Source organism: Hymenobacter sp. UYP22 (assembly GCF_040547285.1).
GTDB lineage: Bacteria > Bacteroidota > Bacteroidia > Cytophagales > Hymenobacteraceae > Hymenobacter.
Map to the genome: position 1 here is coordinate 106,080 of NZ_JBEPPK010000006.1, position 16,699 is coordinate 122,778.

Sequence of the window (16,699 nt, forward strand, 5' to 3'; positions counted from 1 at the left end):
AGGAACTGGGAATATAGAAAGTGGCCTCGGAAGCTATGCACGGTTAGGAACCAGCCGCAACAATTCATCCACAATGGTAGCGGTGGCCTGCGGATAGGCCAGCTGCCGAATATTGGCAGCCAGCTGTTGTTGTCGGGCTGGGTTTTGGAGCAGGGTCAGGGCCTCATTATACAGCCGGGAGCCAGCCTCCGCGTCGCGCACGAGCAGGGCGGCATCCTTTTGGGTGAGGGCCAGGGCGTTTTTGGTCTGGTGGTCTTCGGCCACGTTGGGCGAAGGTACCAGGATGCTGGGCTTGCCGGTGAGGCACAGTTCCGACACCGACAATGCCCCGGCCCGCGAAATCACCACGTCGGCGGCGGCGTAGGCCAGGTCCATGCGGCGCACGAACTCCAGGGCCTTGAGGTTATCGGTGGCGAAGGGAGCGGCCTGCTTTTCGGCTTCGGAATAGTACACTTTGCCGGTTTGCCAAAGCAGTTGTACGCCAGCCTCACGCAGGCGAGGTAGGGCGGCGGCCGTGGCCTGGTTAAGCGTGCGAGCCCCCAGACTGCCACCAATGACCAGCAGCACCGGCCGGCTGGCATCCAGCCCAAAGAACGCCAAGGCTTCGGCCCGCTGACCATCGGCAATTTCGGTTCGCACGGGGTTGCCGGTGAGCACCAGCCGGTCGGCGGGGAAGAACTGTTCCATGCCCTCGTAGGCCACGCAGATACGCTGCACGCGCCGGGCCATTAGCTTATTCACGAGGCCGGCGTAGGAATTCTGCTCCTGAATAAGAGCCGGAATACCACGGGAGGTGGCCGCCATGAGCACCGGAGCCGAGGCATAGCCCCCTACTCCCACCACCGCATCGGGCCGGAACTTCTCAATGATTTTGCCGGCCTTGCGCACGGCGCGCATCACCTTAATGGGGAACAGCAGATTTTTGGGCGTGAGGCTGCGCTGCAGGCCGGCAATATCCAGGCCCACAATGTCGTAGCCGGCCTCGGGCACGCGGGTCATTTCCATGCGGCCATTGGCCCCGACAAACAGTATTTCGGCCTCGGGGTGGCGGCGGCGCACTTCGTTGGCAATGGCCACCGCCGGGAAAATATGCCCCCCGGTACCGCCGCCGCTGATGATGAGTTTCATAGAGTTTGGTTTTTGGCTGGTGGTTTTTGGTTTTTGGCGACCCCGCCCCGGAAAGAGACCAGAAACCAAAAACTAAAAACCAGTTAGGCGTACTGCGTTACGCGCGGAATGCGGGCGGTATCGGCGGGTTCGCCTACCATGGGGCGGATTTCCCGCTCGCCGCGGCTCACAGCCAGAATGATGCCGATGCTGATGCCGGTGAAGATGAGGGAGGTGCCGCCCATGCTCAGTAGGGGCAGCGGCAGGCCGGTAATCGGGCCCAGGCCCACGGCCACGCCCATATTCACCATAGCCTGCAATACCAGACTAAAGCTCAACCCCGCTGAAAGCAGCCCCCCGAAGGCACCGTAACTGTTCATCACCGTTTTTAATCCTCGATATAAAAAGGCGAGATAGAGGAACAGTACGACAACGCCACCCACCAAGCCGTATTCCTCAATGATAATGGCGTAGATGAAGTCGGAGTACGGGTGGGGCATGATGTTGCGCTCCGTGCTCTTGCCGGGGCCCTTGCCGAAGATGCCGCCGGTAGCCTCGGCAATGTAGGCGTGCTCCAGCTGGAAGGGTACAGGCTTGCTTTTGTCGGTGAAGCTTTCAATTCGGGACAGCACTGTTTTGTACCGCTGGCCCGCGCTCAGGCCCACGCCGCCCACGACCACCCCAATAGCCACCATTACAGCCATCTGCTTGAACGGTACCCGGCCTATGAACATGAGCAGCAAGCAGGTAGCAAACAGCAGCAGGGCCGTGGAGGCATTCGACAGGATAATCAGCCCGCAAATCACGCCTACCCACAGCATTACGGGCAGCAGGGTGGTTTTGAAGTCCTCTACGTGCTGCTGACGGCGGCTGAGCATACTGGCCAGGTGCGAAATCAAAGCCAGTTTGGCCAAGTCGGAAGGCTGCACCGTCTGGTTGATAACCGGAATGGTGAGCCAGCGCGAGGCTCCGTTCACTTCCCCGCCCATCACGAAGGTGAAGATGAGCAGCGGCACCGAAATCAGGAGGGCGTAGAGCGAAAGACGCGAGTAGTAGCGGTAGTCGATACGGTGCGCCAGCCACATGAAGAACAGGCCCACGAAAATCAGGCCGGTGTGCTTGATGAGGAAGTACTCGGTGTTGCCGCCCATCTTCTTGTACGCCAGCGTACCCGTGGCCGAGTACACCACCGCAATGGAGATGAACGAGAACAGCAACACGATGCCCCATAGAATAGGGTCACCCTTCAGGTTTTGGCGCAGCCAGTTGGTGATGGGTTCCATGGGCAGTGAAGTGGTGAATGAGTGAGTTGAAGTGAGTTAGCTTTTAGAACGTCATGCTGAGCCTGCCGAAGCATCTCTACCGCTTCGTTGGGCTACTACCGCTGCGTCACGGTAGAGATGCTTCGGCAGGCTCAGCATGACGTTCTTTTACTGCAGCTTATTCGTTGGCTTCTTCGTTGGTCTGGTCGTCGGCGAGTTGGGCCACGGCTTGGGCGAACTGCCGGCCCCGGTCCTCGTAATTTCGGAATAAATCGAAGGAAGCACAGGCGGGCGAGAGGAGCACTACGTCGCCGGGGGCAGCCAGGGCGGCGGCGCGCTGCACGGCGTCGGTCATGCTGCGGGTTTCCTCCAAGTGCGGCACTATCCCTCCAAAGCTAGCTTTGAGCTTCTCGTTATCCACACCCAGGCACACCAGCGCCTTTACCCGATTTTCGGCCAGCGGAATGAGCGTGGAGTAGTCGTTGCCCTTGTCGGTGCCGCCCGCAATCCAGATGATGGGCCGGCGGATACCGTCGAGGGCAAACCAGGCGGCTTCCACGTTGGTGGCCTTGCTGTCGTTGATGAAGCGGGCGCCGTTGACTTCGCCTACGGGCTGCAGTCGGTGGTCAGCGTTGTGGAAGGAGACCAGACTGGCTTCAATCTGTGGCTTCTCGATGCCGGCCAGACGGGCGCAGAGCACGGCGGCCAGCATGTTCTGGCGGTTGTGCTGCCCGATAAGCGGCGAGGCAGCCGTGTTTATTTCCTCCGTCTTGCTGTAGAAGCCCGGCTGCAGATCCACGCACACCCGCTCCTCATCTATATAGTAGGCTCCCAAATGGTAGTCGGGACGGTGGTGCAGGCTGAACGGCAACTGCTGCACGGGCCGCAATGCCGCCTTGAAGTAGCGCTGAATATTCTCGTCGTCAGCGTTGTAGATGAAGTGGCAGGTGCTGTCCTGGTTGCGCATGATGCGCAGCTTGGCCTGAGCGTACTCCTCCAGCGAGTAGTTGTACCGGTCGAGGTGGTCGGGGGTGATGTTGAGCAGCACCGAAATCCAGGGCTGGAAGTCGTAGGTATCATCGAGCTGGAAGGAGCTCAGCTCCACCACGTAGTAGTCGTGTTGGTCTTCAATAACCTGCTCGGCCAGGGAGTAGCCCACGTTGCCGGCCAGGCCCACGTTCAGGCCCGCCTCCTTCAGCAGGTGGTAGGTGAGCAGCGTGGTGGTGGTTTTGCCGTTGGTGCCGGTAATGCAGATGCACTTGGCCTGGGTGTAGCGGCCGGCCAGCTCAATTTCGGAAATGATAGGCGTACCTTTCTCGCGCAGGGCCTGAATTACGGGGGCCTTCTCCGGAATGCCGGGGCTTTTCACCACTTCATCGGCCCGCAGAATTTCAGCGTCGGTGTGCTGGTTTTCCTCGAAGGGAATACCGGCGGCTTCTAGCTTTTGCTTGTACGCGGACTGGATGGGGCTTTTATCGGAAACGAAAACGGTGTGGCCCTTGGCCTGCGCCAGCAGCGCCGCCCCTACCCCACTCTCACCGGCTCCTAAAATGACGTAGTGCATAATTCGTTCTTGGTCAGGTTCCCGCAGAGGACACAGTGTTTTTCGCAGAGGGCGCAGAGTCGTTCTGGAACAGTTCTGCGTCCTCTGCGGGAACTGTCATTAGCGCAATTTGAGAGTAACCAAAGTCAATACCGCCAGCATGATGCCCACAATCCAGAAGCGCGACACGATTTTGGATTCGTGGTAGCCTAGCTTCTGATAGTGGTGGTGCAGGGGCGACATGCGCAGCAGACGGCGGCCTTCCCCGTACTTGCGGCGGGTATATTTGAAGTAGCTCACCTGCAGCATCACCGAGAGGTTCTCAATCAGGAACACCCCGCACAGCACCGGAATCAGCAGCTCCTTGCGCACAATCAGGGCCAGCACCGCAATGATACCCCCGATGGCCAACGAGCCGGTGTCGCCCATGAATACCTGGGCCGGATACGAGTTGTACCACAGAAAGCCCACGCAGGCCCCCACGAAGGCAGCGCAGAAAATAACCAGCTCCCCGGAGTTCGGAATGAACATAATATCCAGGTAGTCAGCCAGCAACGCGTTGCCGCTTACGAAGGCAAAAATGGCCAGCGTGATACCAATAATGGCCGAAGTGCCGGCCGCCAGCCCGTCGAGGCCATCCGTAATATTAGCCCCGTTGCTAACGGCCGTAATGATGACGATGACGATAGGAATGTAGAAGAAGGCGTAGTACTCGTTGAAGAAGTCGCCGGCCGTGGCAAACAGGTCACCGTAGTTCAGCTCGTTGTTTTTGAGGAAGGGCACGGTGGTAATCATCAGCTTCACATCCTGGTACACCGAGCTGGCATCCACGGCCGAGAACGAGCCGTTGGGCAGCGCGTACTGGCGCACGGTTACGTCGTTACTGAAGAACAGCACCCAGCCCACCGTGAGGCCCAGGCCCACCTGGCCCAGAATTTTGAAGCGCCCGGCCAGGCCCTCCTTATCCTTCTTTACTACCTTAATATAGTCATCCACGAAGCCAATGAGGCCCAGCCACACGGTGCTCAGCAGCATTAGCACAATATAGATGTTGTCGAGCTTGGCAAACAGCAGTACTGGCACCAGAATGGCCAGCAGGATAATGAGTCCGCCCATGGTCGGCGTGCCCTTCTTCTCCATCTGCCCTTGCAAACCCAAATCCCGAATCGATTCCCCAATCTGCTGGCGCTGCAGCAGCCGAATCAGCGGAGCGCCAAAGTACTGCGCGATGATGAGGGAAGTAACTACCGACAGTGCTGCCCGAAACGAGCTGTACTGGAACACGCCCGTACCCGGCAGGTGGTACGTTTTGTAGAGGTAGTTAAAGAGGTAATACAGCATGAGCGCGGGGGTCAGCAGTTGGCAGGCGAAGAAATTCCAAGCTGCAAAGATTCGGTTTTTTGGGTTTGGTTGTTGTTTTTGGCTGCCTGTTCGTTGGTCTTCGTCATCCTGAGTGGGGCGGAGAACCTTAGTCGCGCCCGCGTTAGACGTTGTCACGACAAACTGTATTCGGTGATAAGATCCTTCGCTCTGCTCAGAATGACAGTCCTGAAAACAAACAACGAAAAACTACTTTCCCAGCAGGTCGAACATGGTAGCCAGCACCTGCTTGTCGTCGAAGTCGGTTTTGATGCCTTTGATTTCCTGGTAAGTTTCGTGGCCTTTGCCGGCTACCAGCACAATATCATTGGGGCCAGCCAGGGCCACGGCCGTTTTGATGGCCTCGCGCCGGTCGGCAATGGTGAGCACTTTGCCCTGGGCCTCAGCGGGCACGCCGGCCTGCATCTGGGCCAGAATATCGTTGGGGTCCTCGAAACGAGGGTTATCGGAGGTCAGCACGGCGCGGTCGGAAAGCTCGGCCGCCAGGCGGGCCATGATGGGCCGTTTGGCCCCGTCCCGGTTGCCGCCGCAGCCCACCACGGTAATTACCTGCTGACTGGGCTGGCGGATATCGGCAATGGTCTGGAGCACGTTTTCCAGCGCGTCGGGAGTGTGGGCATAGTCCACAATGCCCGTAACGCGGCTTTTTAGCGACACAATCGGCTCAAACCGGCCCGGGGCCGAGGTCAGGCCCGAAAGTACGGTGAGCACCTCCGTGGGCTCCTCGCCCAGTAGCACCGCTGCCCCATAAATGGCCAGCAGATTGTAGGCATTGAATACCCCAATCAACCGAAACTGCACCTCCCGGCCGTCCACCTCCAGGTGCAAACCGTGCACGGCGTTTTCGATGAGCTTGCCCCGGAAATTACCATTACCGCGCATAGAATACGTTTCGCGGCGGCCCGTCACGTTTTGCAGCATCACCGGGCCACGCTTGTCGTCGGCGTTGGTGAGGGCAAAAGCCGACTTCGGCAGCATATCGAAAAAGCCCTTTTTGGCCTTCAGGTAGGCGTCGAATGTGCCGTGGTAGTCGAGGTGGTCGTGGGTGAGGTTGGTGAAGATGCCGCCCGCGAAGTGCAGGCCCGTAATGCGGTGCTGCACCACGGCGTGGCTGCTTACTTCCATGAACACGTGGGTGCAGCCGGCTTTGAGCATGCGCGCCAGCAGCTCATTCAGCCGGATGGCGTCGGGCGTGGTGTGGGTGCTGGGAATAACTTCCTCGTCAATCTGGTTCTGCACCGTGCTCAGCAGCCCGCAATGGTAGCCCAGCTCCCGGAACAGCTTGTGCAGGATGGTGGCGGAGGTAGTTTTGCCGTTGGTGCCCGTAATGCCCACCAGCTGCAGCTTACGCGAGGGGTGGCCGTAGAACTCCGCCGCCATCCGGGCCATAGCCTCCGCCGAATCGGGCACCTGCACGTAGGCAACTTCCGGATTCAGCGCGGCCGGCAGCTCCTCACACACCACCGCGGCCACGCCCTGCTCCACCGCTTTGGCAATGAACTGGTGCCCATCAGTGGCGGTACCACGCAGCGCGAAGAACACGGTGCCAGGGCCCGCCTGCCGCGAATCCAGGGTGAGGCTGGTAATGGTCACCTCGGCGGGGCCGGGCTGGGCCAGCACCGTTACGGGTTTCAGCAGGGAAGAAAGGGAGGTAGGCAGCGTATTCAAGGCAGAGTGTAGCGGAGTAAAGCGCAGCGGCGCAGTGTTTTGGGAAAGAAGCGGGTGGCACGGCTTAGGCTTTAGGCCTGCTTTGCACTTTGGCAGCGGCCGTTGCCCTTTTCGAGGCCGCGGGCTTGGCAGATGACACTGGTTTCGGCTTGGTGGTTGAGGTAACCGGCCGAGACGCAGTGTTTGACCGGGGCGTGCGGTTTTCCAGTGGTTCCGGCGCCATAACGGGCAGCAATACCGGCGCGGTCAGGCGCCCCCCGATGGGTTCCAGCTGCAACACCACCGTGGTGCCGGGCCGGGCCACCGAGCCGGCTGCCACCGACTGCGCCTTCACGCGCCCACTGCCCACAGAACGCACCCGCAGCCGCCGGTTTTCCAGCAGAAATAGGGCGTCGCGCAGCGTCAGGCCCTGCACGTTGGGCACCCGACCGGGGCGCACGGGCATGGCTTTCAGGGTCAGGCTGGCCTTTTCGGTATCCGGGTTAGCGGTACGAACCCAGTCCTCGCCGCCGGCCGGGGCGTTGTGGGTTACGCCCAGCTTGCTGAACATCATGGTCAGCTCATCCTGCATGCCGGCCTGCACGTTCGGCACCCGCGACTTGCGCACCGGAGCCCGGGCCAGCAGAGGGCGCTGCGAGGCTACGTCGCGGGCCATGGCTTTGTCGGCCAGTTCCCGGAATACCGGCGCAGCCACGTCAGCCCCGTAAATGCGGCCGTTCTTGGGCGAATCCACCACCACAATGCAGCTGTACTTGGGATTATCGGCCGGGAAGTAGCCGCAGAAGCTGGTGGAGTACACCTTGGTATAGGCACCGTTCTTGAACTTCCAGGCGGTGCCGGTCTTACCGGCAATCAGGTAGTCGGTGGTGCGGATGCCGCGGGCCGTGCCGTGCTCCACCACGCCTTCCATCATGGCGCGCACCTTCTGCAGGGTTTCCTCGGAGCAGATTTTGGGGTTCAGCACCTGCCCTTCGTACTTCTCCAGTACCTTATCGGCCTGCTTGATTTCGCGCACGATGATGGGCTGCACCTTCACGCCGTCGTTGGCCACGGCGTTGTAAAAGGCCAGCGTCTGCAGCGGAGCCAGCTTCAGCTCGTAGCCGATGCTCATGGTAGTCAGCGAGGTACGGCTCCAACTCCGGTCTTTGGGGTCTTTGATGTAGGGCCGCGCCTCCCCGGCCATCTGGAAGCCCAAGGGCTTATCCAGCCCGAATTTCTTGAGGTAGTCGGTATACTTGTCGGGGTTCTTGTTGAATACCCGGTCGGCCAACATGGCCACGCCAATGTTGGAGGATTTCTCAAATACCTGCTGGAGCGTAATGCGGCCGTAGGGGTGCGAGTCAGTTTTCACGGCCCCGCCAATCTTCTTGGAGCCGGTGTTGCCGGTATTGATAGTATCGGTGAGCTGCAGATCGGGGTTTTCCTCGAAAGCGGCCATCATGGAGGCCAGCTTGAAGGTAGAGCCCGGCTCGGTGCGGCCCTGGTCGGCAATGGCGTAGTTGTAGTCCTCGCGGTACACGCCCTCGGCCACCTTGCCCAGGTTGGCCACGGCCTTGATTTCGCCGGTTTTCACCTCCATCAGAATCACGGTGCCGTACTGAGCGTTATTCTCCACCAGGGACTTGTACAGGGCATTTTCGGCCACGTCCTGGAGGTTGATGTCGAGGGTGGTTTTCACGTCGTAGCCGGGCTGGGGCTTTACCTCCGTGCCATCGTAAATGGGCTTGTTACCGCCCGGCAGACGCTCGAACAAAGCTTCCCCATCCTTGCCGGCTAGGTGCTTGTTGAAGGTAAACTCCAGGCCCGCCCCGTTTTTGTCTTCGTTGATGAAGCCGATGGTGCGCTGGGCCAGCCCGCCGAAGGGACGGAAACGCTTATCCACCTTCTCAAATATCACCCCGCCCCGGTTTTTACCTTCCCGGAAAATGGGCCACTTCGCCAACTCCTTCTTCTCTTGGAAGTTGATTTGCCGGGAGTTCAGGCGCAAGTAGCGGGATTTGTTACGCTTGGCTTTGTTGAGGCGGGAGAGGTAGTCCAGCGGCGTCCGGTCCCCGAAAAAGCGGGACAGCATCAGCGCCAGGGAGTCATCTTTCTGATTAAACAGCTCATCACTCACCACGCTGGGGTCCCAGGCCACCCGGTAAAAGGGCAGGGAAGTCGCCATGATGCTCTCGTTATCGGAGTAGATGTTGCCGCGGGTGGCAAATACCGGCTGGTACACAATGCGGCGCTCCTGCTCCAGGGCGCTCCACTTGGCCCCTTCGGTGAACTGCACGTGCGTGATACGCCACACCACGGCGCAGGAAAACAGGCACACGCCCAAAAAAGCCAGCCGAACGCGGGTGACAATGCTCTTTTTAACGTTTCCTTTCATTGCGGCGGGTTGTAGCGGAACGATTGGAAGAAGATGATTCAGTAGTAGGCTCACCCACGGCATCGGTGCCGATGGGCACGGGCGGGGCCCCGATTTCCACGGTGTCGCCCACGGCGGGGCCGGCTACGCGACGCAGGGAGTCGGCTTTGGCCCGGGCCACCAGGGCCGCCACCGAGTCGGCGGTGAGCACGGGCAGCATGTCCAGCTCAGCCTCATCGAGGTGGCCGGCGGGCACGGCAATGCGGAAGGGCGGCGAGGAGCTTTCGACTAGCCCGTAAGGGGCCACTTTGCGGGCCACCTCGCTCTGCTTGCTGGCCTCCATGTAGTCTGATTTCAGGGTGGTATAGTCGGCGCGCAAATCCTCCGATTCTACCTTCAGCTTCTGGATGCTACGGTTCATGCGGGTGGCGTAGTGCGTGTTGCCGATGTACACCAGGGTCAGAAACATGATGAACAACAACTTGGGCAGGTAGCGCACCGGCAGCCCTTCCCGGAACAGACCATCTACCCGCGTAACGCGCTCCAACAGCGTAAATACGCTCCAGGAGCTACTTTTTTCAACGGCCGGGCGCGGCGGGCGCGGAGGCTTGGGGGCCCGCGGGGCCGGTGCGGGCGCGGGCTGGGGCTCGGCCACTACCACCGGCTCAGGAGCCAGCACGCGGGGCCGGTTGGCGCGGGGCTGTTCAGCAGGACGGACGGTATTGGTGGCCATGTTACGGGGTTAGTGTTTGCTGCCTTTCTACTTTTTCACGGCAATGCGCAGCTTAGCCGAGCGGGCGCGGCTATTGAGGGCCGTTTCCTCGGGGGAGGCTTCCACGGGCTTGCGGGTGAGCACCTCGAAGGGCAGGTTGGTGCGCCCAAACAAATCCTTCTCCACTTCGCCGTAGAATTTGCCTTTGGCCAAAAAGTTCTTCACCAGCCGGTCTTCTAGGGAGTGGTAGCTCATAACCACCAGCCGGCCGCCGGGGCGCAGCACCTGAGCGGTTTGCTCCAGCATTTCGCGCAGGGCGGCCATTTCGTCGTTGGCCTCAATGCGCAGGGCCTGAAACACTTGGGCCAGGTACTTATTTTCCTTACCCCGGGGCATGACGGGGGCAATGGCCTTTTTCAGGGCTCCGATGGTGGTGAGGCTCTGGCCCCGGCGGGCGGCGGCCACCGTGGCCGCCAGCGTGCGGGCGTTGGTTACCTCACCGTACATGCCGAAAATGCGGTGCAGCTCCGCTTCGGAGTAGTCGTTGATAATGTCGGCCGCCGAGGTTTCCCCGCCCTCGGGGTTCATGCGCATATCCAGGGGCCCTTCGAAACGGGTGCTGAAGCCCCGCTCCGGCGTATCAAACTGGTGCGAGGACACGCCCAGATCGGCCAACAGGCCGTCCACGGGCAAAGCCCCGGCGCGCTGCAGCTCCTGGTGCAGGTGGCGGAAGTTGCTGCGGATGAAGGTGAACTCCGGGCTGGCCAGCTTAGCGGCTTCCTGCTCGGCATCCGCATCCTGGTCGAAGCTGTACAGGTGCCCGGCCGGGCCGAGGCGCTCCAGAATCCGGGCCGAGTGCCCACCGCCCCCGAACGTAACGTCCACGTAGCGGCCGCCGGGCTGCAAATCCAGCGCCTCCAGGCACTGTTGCAGCATCACCGGGCGGTGGTAGTCGGTATCGTTCTGGTAGTGGTCCAAGGCAATAGGTTAAGCCGCCAGCGGGTTGGCGGCGGTGGGGTCAAGAGTCAGGAATTTCTGGGCCAGTTTGGAGAAGCTCTGCTGGTCCTTGATCAGGAAATCGTCGTAGCGCGTGGGGTCCCAGATTTCGCAGCGGTTACCTAGGCCCACAATAATGGCTTCCTTCTCGAGGCCAGCGTAGCGGCGCATGGTGCCCGGCAGCATAAACCGGCCAATACTGTCCAGCTCCACCTCCGTCATGCCCCGGAAGAAATTGCGCTGAAACTGCCGGTACTCCTCATTGAACTCATCCAGGGCCATCACCTTCTCGTGAATCACGCGCCAGGCAGCCCGGGGGTATAGCACCAGGCAGGGCTCAAACCCGCGCACCAACACCAACTGGTTACCCGAGGCCTCCGGCAGGTTGCCCTTCACCTTGGCCGGCAGCACCAGCCGACCTTTGGGGTCGAGCTTGCACTCGTATTCGCCGGAGAGCAGCTGGGTCATGGTGAGGGAAGTGAGCAGGCATAGAAACGGGATATAGCAAAAGTACGCAACCCATCCGAAAAGCCCACCACTATTTACCATTTTCTACCACCCATCAAAACCAGCCTCATTTACTCCAAAAGCACTTTTTATCTATCAATACCCCATACCAGTAGCTTGCAGTGCCAAGATGGCAGCCACTTTTAATGTACTGTATTCAGGAGGCTACACGCCCCAAACGACCAGGCAAAGGTCCGTAATTTCGTACACTGCGGCCCCAAATTTAGCCACCGAAAGTCCACGGCTTAGCTTGTATCTTTGCCGGTGAATATGAAACGCCCTTTGCTACATAGGCTCTTCAGTTGCTGGCTGGCTCTGCTAGTTCTCACCTCCTCGGTGGGGCTCACGGTGCAGCAGCATACCTGTCGGCAAAGCGGCCACCGCTCAGCGGCGGTAGTATTCAGCCCGGCGCGCCACGGCTGCCCGCCGGTGCAGGCCAAGCAGCACGACCTGGAGCAGTCGGGCCCGACGAAAGTGGCCGCATCCTGCTGCGAGTTCGGGGCCCATTTTCACAAGCTAGACGCTCCTTCGGCGGAGTTGGCCTGGCTGAAAGTACCCGTACCGGCGGTTATACCGGAGTGGCCCGCCCCGGCTATGTGGGCGGCGACACCGGCTTTTATCTGCATAGCTGGCTCCCAGGGCTGGCACGCCGCCGACTCCTCCCCCCCATCCCGGGCCGGGCGGCAGTTGCTCACGTTTGTGGGCGTACTGGTAGTCTAGCGTTTTCTGAGTTTCCCCTTACTGGGAGAGTACAAAGGGCTGTGCCGGTGAGGCATCGGCCATCAGAAACGCTGACTACCTAATCATCATGAATTTTCTTTCAAGACCCGGTCGGCTGGCTGCCGCCGCGGGCCTAGTGCTGGGCAGCGCCCTTCCAGGCACGGCCCAAACGCCCGATGCCTCGGTGGCTCCCGTGCGCGGGCAGGTACTGGACGGCACCACCAATACGCCGGTACCTGGCGCGGTAGTGCGCTGGCTGAGTACGCCCACTGAGGTGGCCACCACCGACGCACAGGGCTCTTTCTCCCTAGTGCGCCCCGCCAGCCCCGACACCCGCCTGATCATCAATTTTCTGGGTTACCAGGCCGATACTGTGCAGGCGGGCAGCACCTATCTGCGCGTGAGTCTGCGCCGCTCCCAAGAGCTGGGCGAGGTGAAAGTGGAAGGCCGCGCCCCTTCCTACTCCGGCCTCACGCCTACTAACACCCAGGTAATTACCAGCCGCGACCTGACTAAATCGGCCTGCTGCAACCTGGCCGAGAGCTTTGAGACCAACGCCTCAGTAGAAGTTTCGACTACCGATGCCGTATCGGGCGCCAAGCAGATTCAGCTGCTGGGGCTGGATGGGGCCTACTCTCTGCTCACCATCGACAACCTGCCAGCCTTGCGGGGCCTCTCTACGCCCTACCGGCTGGGCTACCTGGCGGGGCCCTGGATTGAGAGCATCGATATTATCAAGGGCATGGGCTCGGTGGTGAACGGCTACGAAAGCATTGCCGGCCAGGTGAACGTGCGCCTGAAAGAACCCGACAAAACCGACCGGCTGCTGTTCAACGCCTATGGCAACGACCTGGGTAAATTCGATGTGAACCTGAACCTAGCCACCCGTGTGAGTAAAAAGGTGAGCACCGCCCTGCTGCTGCACACCGACCACCTGGGCCGCCGCGTCGACCGCAACAACGACTCATTTCTGGATTTGCCACTGGCTACGCAGTTCAACCTCTTCAATAAGTGGAAGTATCTGTCGGGTAAGGGTGTGGTAGTGGAAGTGGGTGTGGGTGCTCTGCGCGAAACCCGTCAGGGCGGGCAGCTGGGCTACCGGGAAGGCCAGGCCCAACCGGGCCCGTTCTACGGCACCAGCCAGGAAACCGACCGGTACACGGGCTACGCCAAAACCAGCTACACCTGGCCCGGCCGGCCCTACCAGAGCCTGGGCCTGCTCCTGAGCGGCACCAGCCACGACTTCACTTCCCGCTACGGTCTGCGCACCTACGACGGCACTCAGACCACCGGCCTGGCTACGCTGCTGTTCCAGAGCATTATCGGGACTACGGCCCACACCTACCGGGCCGGCTTGAGCTTCCTGCACGATGATTTTCGGGAAGTATTCCGTACGGGCTTCACCTATGCCACCGAAACCCCGGCGGAGCGCTACGCCCGGGAGCACCGCAACCGTTTGGAGCAAGTGCCCGGTGCTTTTGCCGAGTACACCTACCAGAACGCCCGCAACCTGACGGTAGTAACCGGCCTGCGCTTAGATTACCACAACCTCTACGGCTGGTTCCTGACGCCCCGCCTCAACGTGAAGTACGACCCGGCCAAGAACACGGTGCTGCGCCTGGCCGCCGGCCGGGGCCAGCGCACGGCCAACCCCATTGCTGAAAATGCGGGTATGTTGGTCAGCTCCCGCGACTTCGTTATCAGCCCCAACCTGCGGCCCGAAACGGCCTGGAACGTGGGTGGCTCGTTCACGCAATATTTCAACGCCTTCGGGCGGCCCGGCACCTTCATCACCGACTACTACCACACCGAATTCCAGAACCAAGTGGTGGCCGACCCCTACTCGGTAGCCTCTTACCTGCTTATTGGTAACCTGGAAGCCGGGGGCCGCAGCTTTTCCCGCAGCTTCCAAACGGAGGTGCAGGTGGAGCCGGTGAAGGGCCTGCAGGCCAAAGCGGCCTATAAGTACCTGGATGTGCAGACCACTTACGTCGGCGAGTTGCTGCCCCGGGTACTCACGCCCCGGCACCGACTGTTTCTGAATCTGGGCTACGCTACGGCTTTCGATAAGTGGCGGGCCGACGTTACGGTGCAGGGCTTTGGCCGCCGCCCGCTGGCCCACGCCCCCGGCAGCGGCCACCAGCACGGTGCCGAATCCAGCCTGATGTATGCCCCGCGCTATGCCTTGCTTAACACTCAGCTCACCCGCGCCTTTAAGCGGTTTGAGGTGTATGCCGGCGTCGAGAACCTGACTAACTACCGACAGCCCAACCCCATTGAAGGTGCCTATGCACCTTTCGGCCCGAATTTTGACGCGGCCATGATCTGGGGCCCGGTATACGGCCGCATGACGTACGCCGGCCTGCGGTTTACGCTGCAATAACTGCCTGGGGTGCAATCATTTTGCCCGCATTTTCATTACCAGATAAACCTCCTGCTCAACATGAAACTTTTCCCGTCCTTCCTGCTCGCCTGCACGCTCCTGTTTTCGTCCGTCTCTTTTGCCCAGCAAACAACTCCGAAGGCTAAAAGCAATGGTGCCGAAACGCTGCAGCTAAAAACATCCGCCGTGTGCGACATGTGCAAAGCCCGCCTCGAAAAGTCGTTGGCCTACGAAAAAGGCGTGCAGGCCGCTACCTTGGATGTACCCAGCAAAATCCTCACGGTAACCTACCGCCCCGATAAAACCACCCCGGCCGCCCTGCGCACCGCCGTGCAGAAAACCGGCTACGATGCCGGCGACCAAACGGCCGAAGCCCGCGCCTACGACCGGCTACCCGACTGCTGCAAAAAGACCAACAGCACGCACTAACGCCACAAAAAAGCCTCCCACTGGTTGGGAGGCTTTTTTGTTAGGAATTGAATTAAGCAGCCATACTACCCAGCATCCGCACCTCAAATTGCAGGTTGGCCGCAAAAGCCAGCGGACGATTTAGGCGGCGGCGGTTGGTGCCCGATATTTCCAGCGTAAACCATTCAGAGCGTAGAAACTCCAGTAGGTTAGGCTGGCCCAGTAACTCCATCTCAATGTGGGTTGGCTGAATGTTGCGTTGACAAAATGTAGCTATGGGGATTTTGCGGCTATTGGCTGTTAAAAAGCAGCTGCCACTTTCCAGTGCCCCCAGCGTGGGCGTGCCCCGCCCGATACCGTGCTCCGGATCAGGGGTCCAGTCCAGGGTAGCGGCCCGTAGCGTAACGGCCGTTACGCCCGGATGCGTGAGCGAGGCCAGGCAGGGCAACGAGCTTGGCAACGTTGTTTCGCAGAGAAAAATCAAGTCCATTCCGGGGTCTATGCGCAGGTTGATGGCCCGGGTGCTTAGCCCGAACGCGGAACGCAAGGAGCGCCGAAGGCCTTCATGCGTGGAAATGGTAAGCGAAACGCCCAGAATGACAGGGGTAGCGCCCGGAGGGGCACTGATGGTAGGGGCAGCAGGTGTCATAAATAAATAGGTGCGTAAGGTTGAGCAGACATCGGAACAGTAGCCCACAACAAGAAACTGCCGCAAGCACAGACAGGGTATCTACGGCAGAAGCTACCATGAACGCTTTGATTATCAGCAGTAAAGTATAGCAAGTAAGCTCAAAAGTAGACCAGAGTCCTATTCTGACCCGTCAAAAATTGTTTTCTTTCAATAATAAATAAGACGATTCAATTTTATATACCTATATTCACCACACACCTACCCAATTAGTGCTTCTACATGAAGATTTCGTGCCTGCTTCTCGATGATGATCCGCTCGTGTTGGACCTGCTGCAGGCGTATGTGGCCATGACGGACATTCTGGATGTTAAGGCCGCTTTTACTGATCCGCTTAGTGCGCACCGCTACTTACTGGAAAACCCGGTACAAGTGCTTTTTTCGGATGTTACCATGCCCCATCTGAGCGGCATTGACTTGGTTCGGTCTTTACACCAGCCTCCGCTGGTAATCCTGATGACGGCCTATCCGCAGTACGCTATGGAAGGGTTTAACCTGGATGTTATCGACTTCCTGCTAAAGCCCATTTCCCTGGACCGCTTCCTGAAGGCCGTAAATAAAGTAGCCGGTATTTTGCGGGTGAGTACTTCCGCCACCGATGCTCAGAATGATACGCTCACGGGTTGGGGCTCCTTTTTTATCAGGACTGACGCGCAGTTTGTGCGCCTGCACTACCGGGAGGTGCTCTACATTGAGGCGCTGAAGGACTTCACCAAAATCAATACCTCCGACGGCCGCACCCACCTTACGCTGGTGAATCTGAAAAACCTGGAGGAGCAGCTGCCGTCCGGTATGTTTGTGCGCACCCACCGCTCCTATCTGGTCAATGCGGCCCGCATCGATTCAGTAAGCAACCTGGAAGTGAAAGTGAGCGGCCATGCCCTGCCCCTGGGCCAAACGTACCGGGAACGGGTAACGGAGCGCATTGTGAACCGTTCCCTTATTCGGCGCCAGCACTAGATTGGCGGCCGT

General features: G+C 59.9%; 14 protein-coding genes. 4 read left to right on the forward strand and 10 right to left on the reverse strand.

Annotated elements, in window-relative coordinates; all coding sequences use genetic code 11:
• Window positions 1-33: 33 nt before the first annotated feature.
• The 9 genes from murG to mraZ form a co-directional block, all read right to left on the reverse strand.
• Complete coding sequence (gene murG / locus ABIB60_RS12180) at window positions 34-1,128, reverse strand: undecaprenyldiphospho-muramoylpentapeptide beta-N-acetylglucosaminyltransferase (RefSeq protein WP_354580188.1); 1,095 nt, start codon at window positions 1,126-1,128, stop codon at window positions 34-36.
• 83 nt (window positions 1,129-1,211) lie between these two features.
• Window positions 1,212-2,390, reverse strand: coding sequence for an FtsW/RodA/SpoVE family cell cycle protein (locus tag ABIB60_RS12185; RefSeq protein WP_354580189.1), 1,179 nt, complete (start codon window positions 2,388-2,390; stop codon window positions 1,212-1,214).
• A 157-nt stretch (window positions 2,391-2,547) separates the two neighbouring features.
• A complete protein-coding gene (gene murD / locus ABIB60_RS12190) occupies window positions 2,548-3,933 on the reverse strand; it encodes a UDP-N-acetylmuramoyl-L-alanine--D-glutamate ligase (RefSeq protein WP_354580190.1) in 1,386 nt (461 codons plus the stop codon).
• 99 nt (window positions 3,934-4,032) lie between these two features.
• Window positions 4,033-5,253, reverse strand: a complete 1,221-nt coding sequence (mraY, locus tag ABIB60_RS12195; protein ID WP_315998817.1) for a phospho-N-acetylmuramoyl-pentapeptide-transferase — start codon at window positions 5,251-5,253, stop codon at window positions 4,033-4,035.
• Window positions 5,254-5,481: 228 nt separating this feature from the next.
• Entirely contained in the window at window positions 5,482-6,951 is a 1,470-nt protein-coding gene (locus ABIB60_RS12200) for a UDP-N-acetylmuramoyl-L-alanyl-D-glutamate--2,6-diaminopimelate ligase (protein WP_354580407.1), read from the reverse strand.
• 73 nt (window positions 6,952-7,024) lie between these two features.
• On the reverse strand, window positions 7,025-9,334 hold the full coding sequence (locus ABIB60_RS12205) for a PASTA domain-containing penicillin-binding protein (RefSeq protein WP_354580192.1): 2,310 nt from the start codon (window positions 9,332-9,334) through the stop codon (window positions 7,025-7,027).
• On the reverse strand, window positions 9,318-10,046 hold the full coding sequence (locus ABIB60_RS12210; RefSeq protein WP_354580194.1) for an FtsL-like putative cell division protein: 729 nt from the start codon (window positions 10,044-10,046) through the stop codon (window positions 9,318-9,320). Before ABIB60_RS12210 ends, ABIB60_RS12205 begins: the two co-directional genes overlap by 17 nt.
• A 27-nt stretch (window positions 10,047-10,073) precedes the next feature.
• Window positions 10,074-11,003 (reverse strand): 16S rRNA (cytosine(1402)-N(4))-methyltransferase RsmH, encoded by a 930-nt coding sequence (gene rsmH, locus ABIB60_RS12215; RefSeq protein ID WP_354580195.1) that lies wholly within the window; start codon window positions 11,001-11,003, stop codon window positions 10,074-10,076.
• A gap of 9 nt (window positions 11,004-11,012) precedes the next feature.
• On the reverse strand, window positions 11,013-11,489 hold the full coding sequence (gene mraZ, locus ABIB60_RS12220; RefSeq protein WP_354580196.1) for a division/cell wall cluster transcriptional repressor MraZ: 477 nt from the start codon (window positions 11,487-11,489) through the stop codon (window positions 11,013-11,015).
• 309 nt (window positions 11,490-11,798) lie between these two features.
• Between mraZ and ABIB60_RS12225 the strand changes: the two genes are divergently transcribed.
• The 3 genes from ABIB60_RS12225 (at window position 11,799) to ABIB60_RS12235 (ending at window position 15,060) form a co-directional block, all read left to right on the forward strand.
• Entirely contained in the window at window positions 11,799-12,248 is a 450-nt protein-coding gene (locus ABIB60_RS12225; protein ID WP_354580197.1) for an HYC_CC_PP family protein, read from the forward strand.
• Between the two features lie 88 nt (window positions 12,249-12,336).
• Window positions 12,337-14,631 (forward strand): TonB-dependent receptor, encoded by a 2,295-nt coding sequence (locus tag ABIB60_RS12230; RefSeq protein WP_354580198.1) that lies wholly within the window; start codon window positions 12,337-12,339, stop codon window positions 14,629-14,631.
• Window positions 14,632-14,691: 60 nt separating this feature from the next.
• Complete coding sequence (locus ABIB60_RS12235; protein WP_354580199.1) at window positions 14,692-15,060, forward strand: heavy-metal-associated domain-containing protein; 369 nt, start codon at window positions 14,692-14,694, stop codon at window positions 15,058-15,060.
• A gap of 52 nt (window positions 15,061-15,112) precedes the next feature.
• Here ABIB60_RS12235 and ABIB60_RS12240 read toward each other — a convergent pair whose 3' ends face one another.
• Entirely contained in the window at window positions 15,113-15,688 is a 576-nt protein-coding gene (locus ABIB60_RS12240; protein WP_354580201.1) for a hypothetical protein, read from the reverse strand.
• 261 nt (window positions 15,689-15,949) lie between these two features.
• Here ABIB60_RS12240 and ABIB60_RS12245 point away from each other — a divergent pair, with 261 nt between their 5' ends.
• Window positions 15,950-16,687, forward strand: a complete 738-nt coding sequence (locus tag ABIB60_RS12245; RefSeq protein ID WP_354580203.1) for a LytR/AlgR family response regulator transcription factor — start codon at window positions 15,950-15,952, stop codon at window positions 16,685-16,687.
• Window positions 16,688-16,699: the final 12 nt, after the last annotated feature.

What these genes read in the sequence shown, in the direction of transcription:
- ABIB60_RS12245 (WP_354580203.1), top strand. Translation starts at nt 15,950, where the DNA reads ATGAAGATTTCGTGCCTGCTTCTCGATGATGATCCGCTCGTGTTGGAC.
- ABIB60_RS12230 (WP_354580198.1), top strand. Translation starts at nt 12,337, where the DNA reads ATGAATTTTCTTTCAAGACCCGGTCGGCTGGCTGCCGCCGCGGGCCTA.
- mraY (WP_315998817.1), bottom strand. Translation starts at nt 5,253, where the DNA reads ATGCTGTATTACCTCTTTAACTACCTCTACAAAACGTACCACCTGCCG.
- ABIB60_RS12185 (WP_354580189.1), bottom strand. Translation starts at nt 2,390, where the DNA reads ATGGAACCCATCACCAACTGGCTGCGCCAAAACCTGAAGGGTGACCCT.
- ABIB60_RS12225 (WP_354580197.1), top strand. Translation starts at nt 11,799, where the DNA reads ATGAAACGCCCTTTGCTACATAGGCTCTTCAGTTGCTGGCTGGCTCTG.
- ABIB60_RS12205 (WP_354580192.1), bottom strand. Translation starts at nt 9,334, where the DNA reads ATGAAAGGAAACGTTAAAAAGAGCATTGTCACCCGCGTTCGGCTGGCT.
- murD (WP_354580190.1), bottom strand. Translation starts at nt 3,933, where the DNA reads ATGCACTACGTCATTTTAGGAGCCGGTGAGAGTGGGGTAGGGGCGGCG.
- ABIB60_RS12235 (WP_354580199.1), top strand. Translation starts at nt 14,692, where the DNA reads ATGAAACTTTTCCCGTCCTTCCTGCTCGCCTGCACGCTCCTGTTTTCG.
- murG (WP_354580188.1), bottom strand. Translation starts at nt 1,128, where the DNA reads ATGAAACTCATCATCAGCGGCGGCGGTACCGGGGGGCATATTTTCCCG.
- ABIB60_RS12240 (WP_354580201.1), bottom strand. Translation starts at nt 15,688, where the DNA reads ATGACACCTGCTGCCCCTACCATCAGTGCCCCTCCGGGCGCTACCCCT.
- mraZ (WP_354580196.1), bottom strand. Translation starts at nt 11,489, where the DNA reads ATGACCCAGCTGCTCTCCGGCGAATACGAGTGCAAGCTCGACCCCAAA.
- ABIB60_RS12210 (WP_354580194.1), bottom strand. Translation starts at nt 10,046, where the DNA reads ATGGCCACCAATACCGTCCGTCCTGCTGAACAGCCCCGCGCCAACCGG.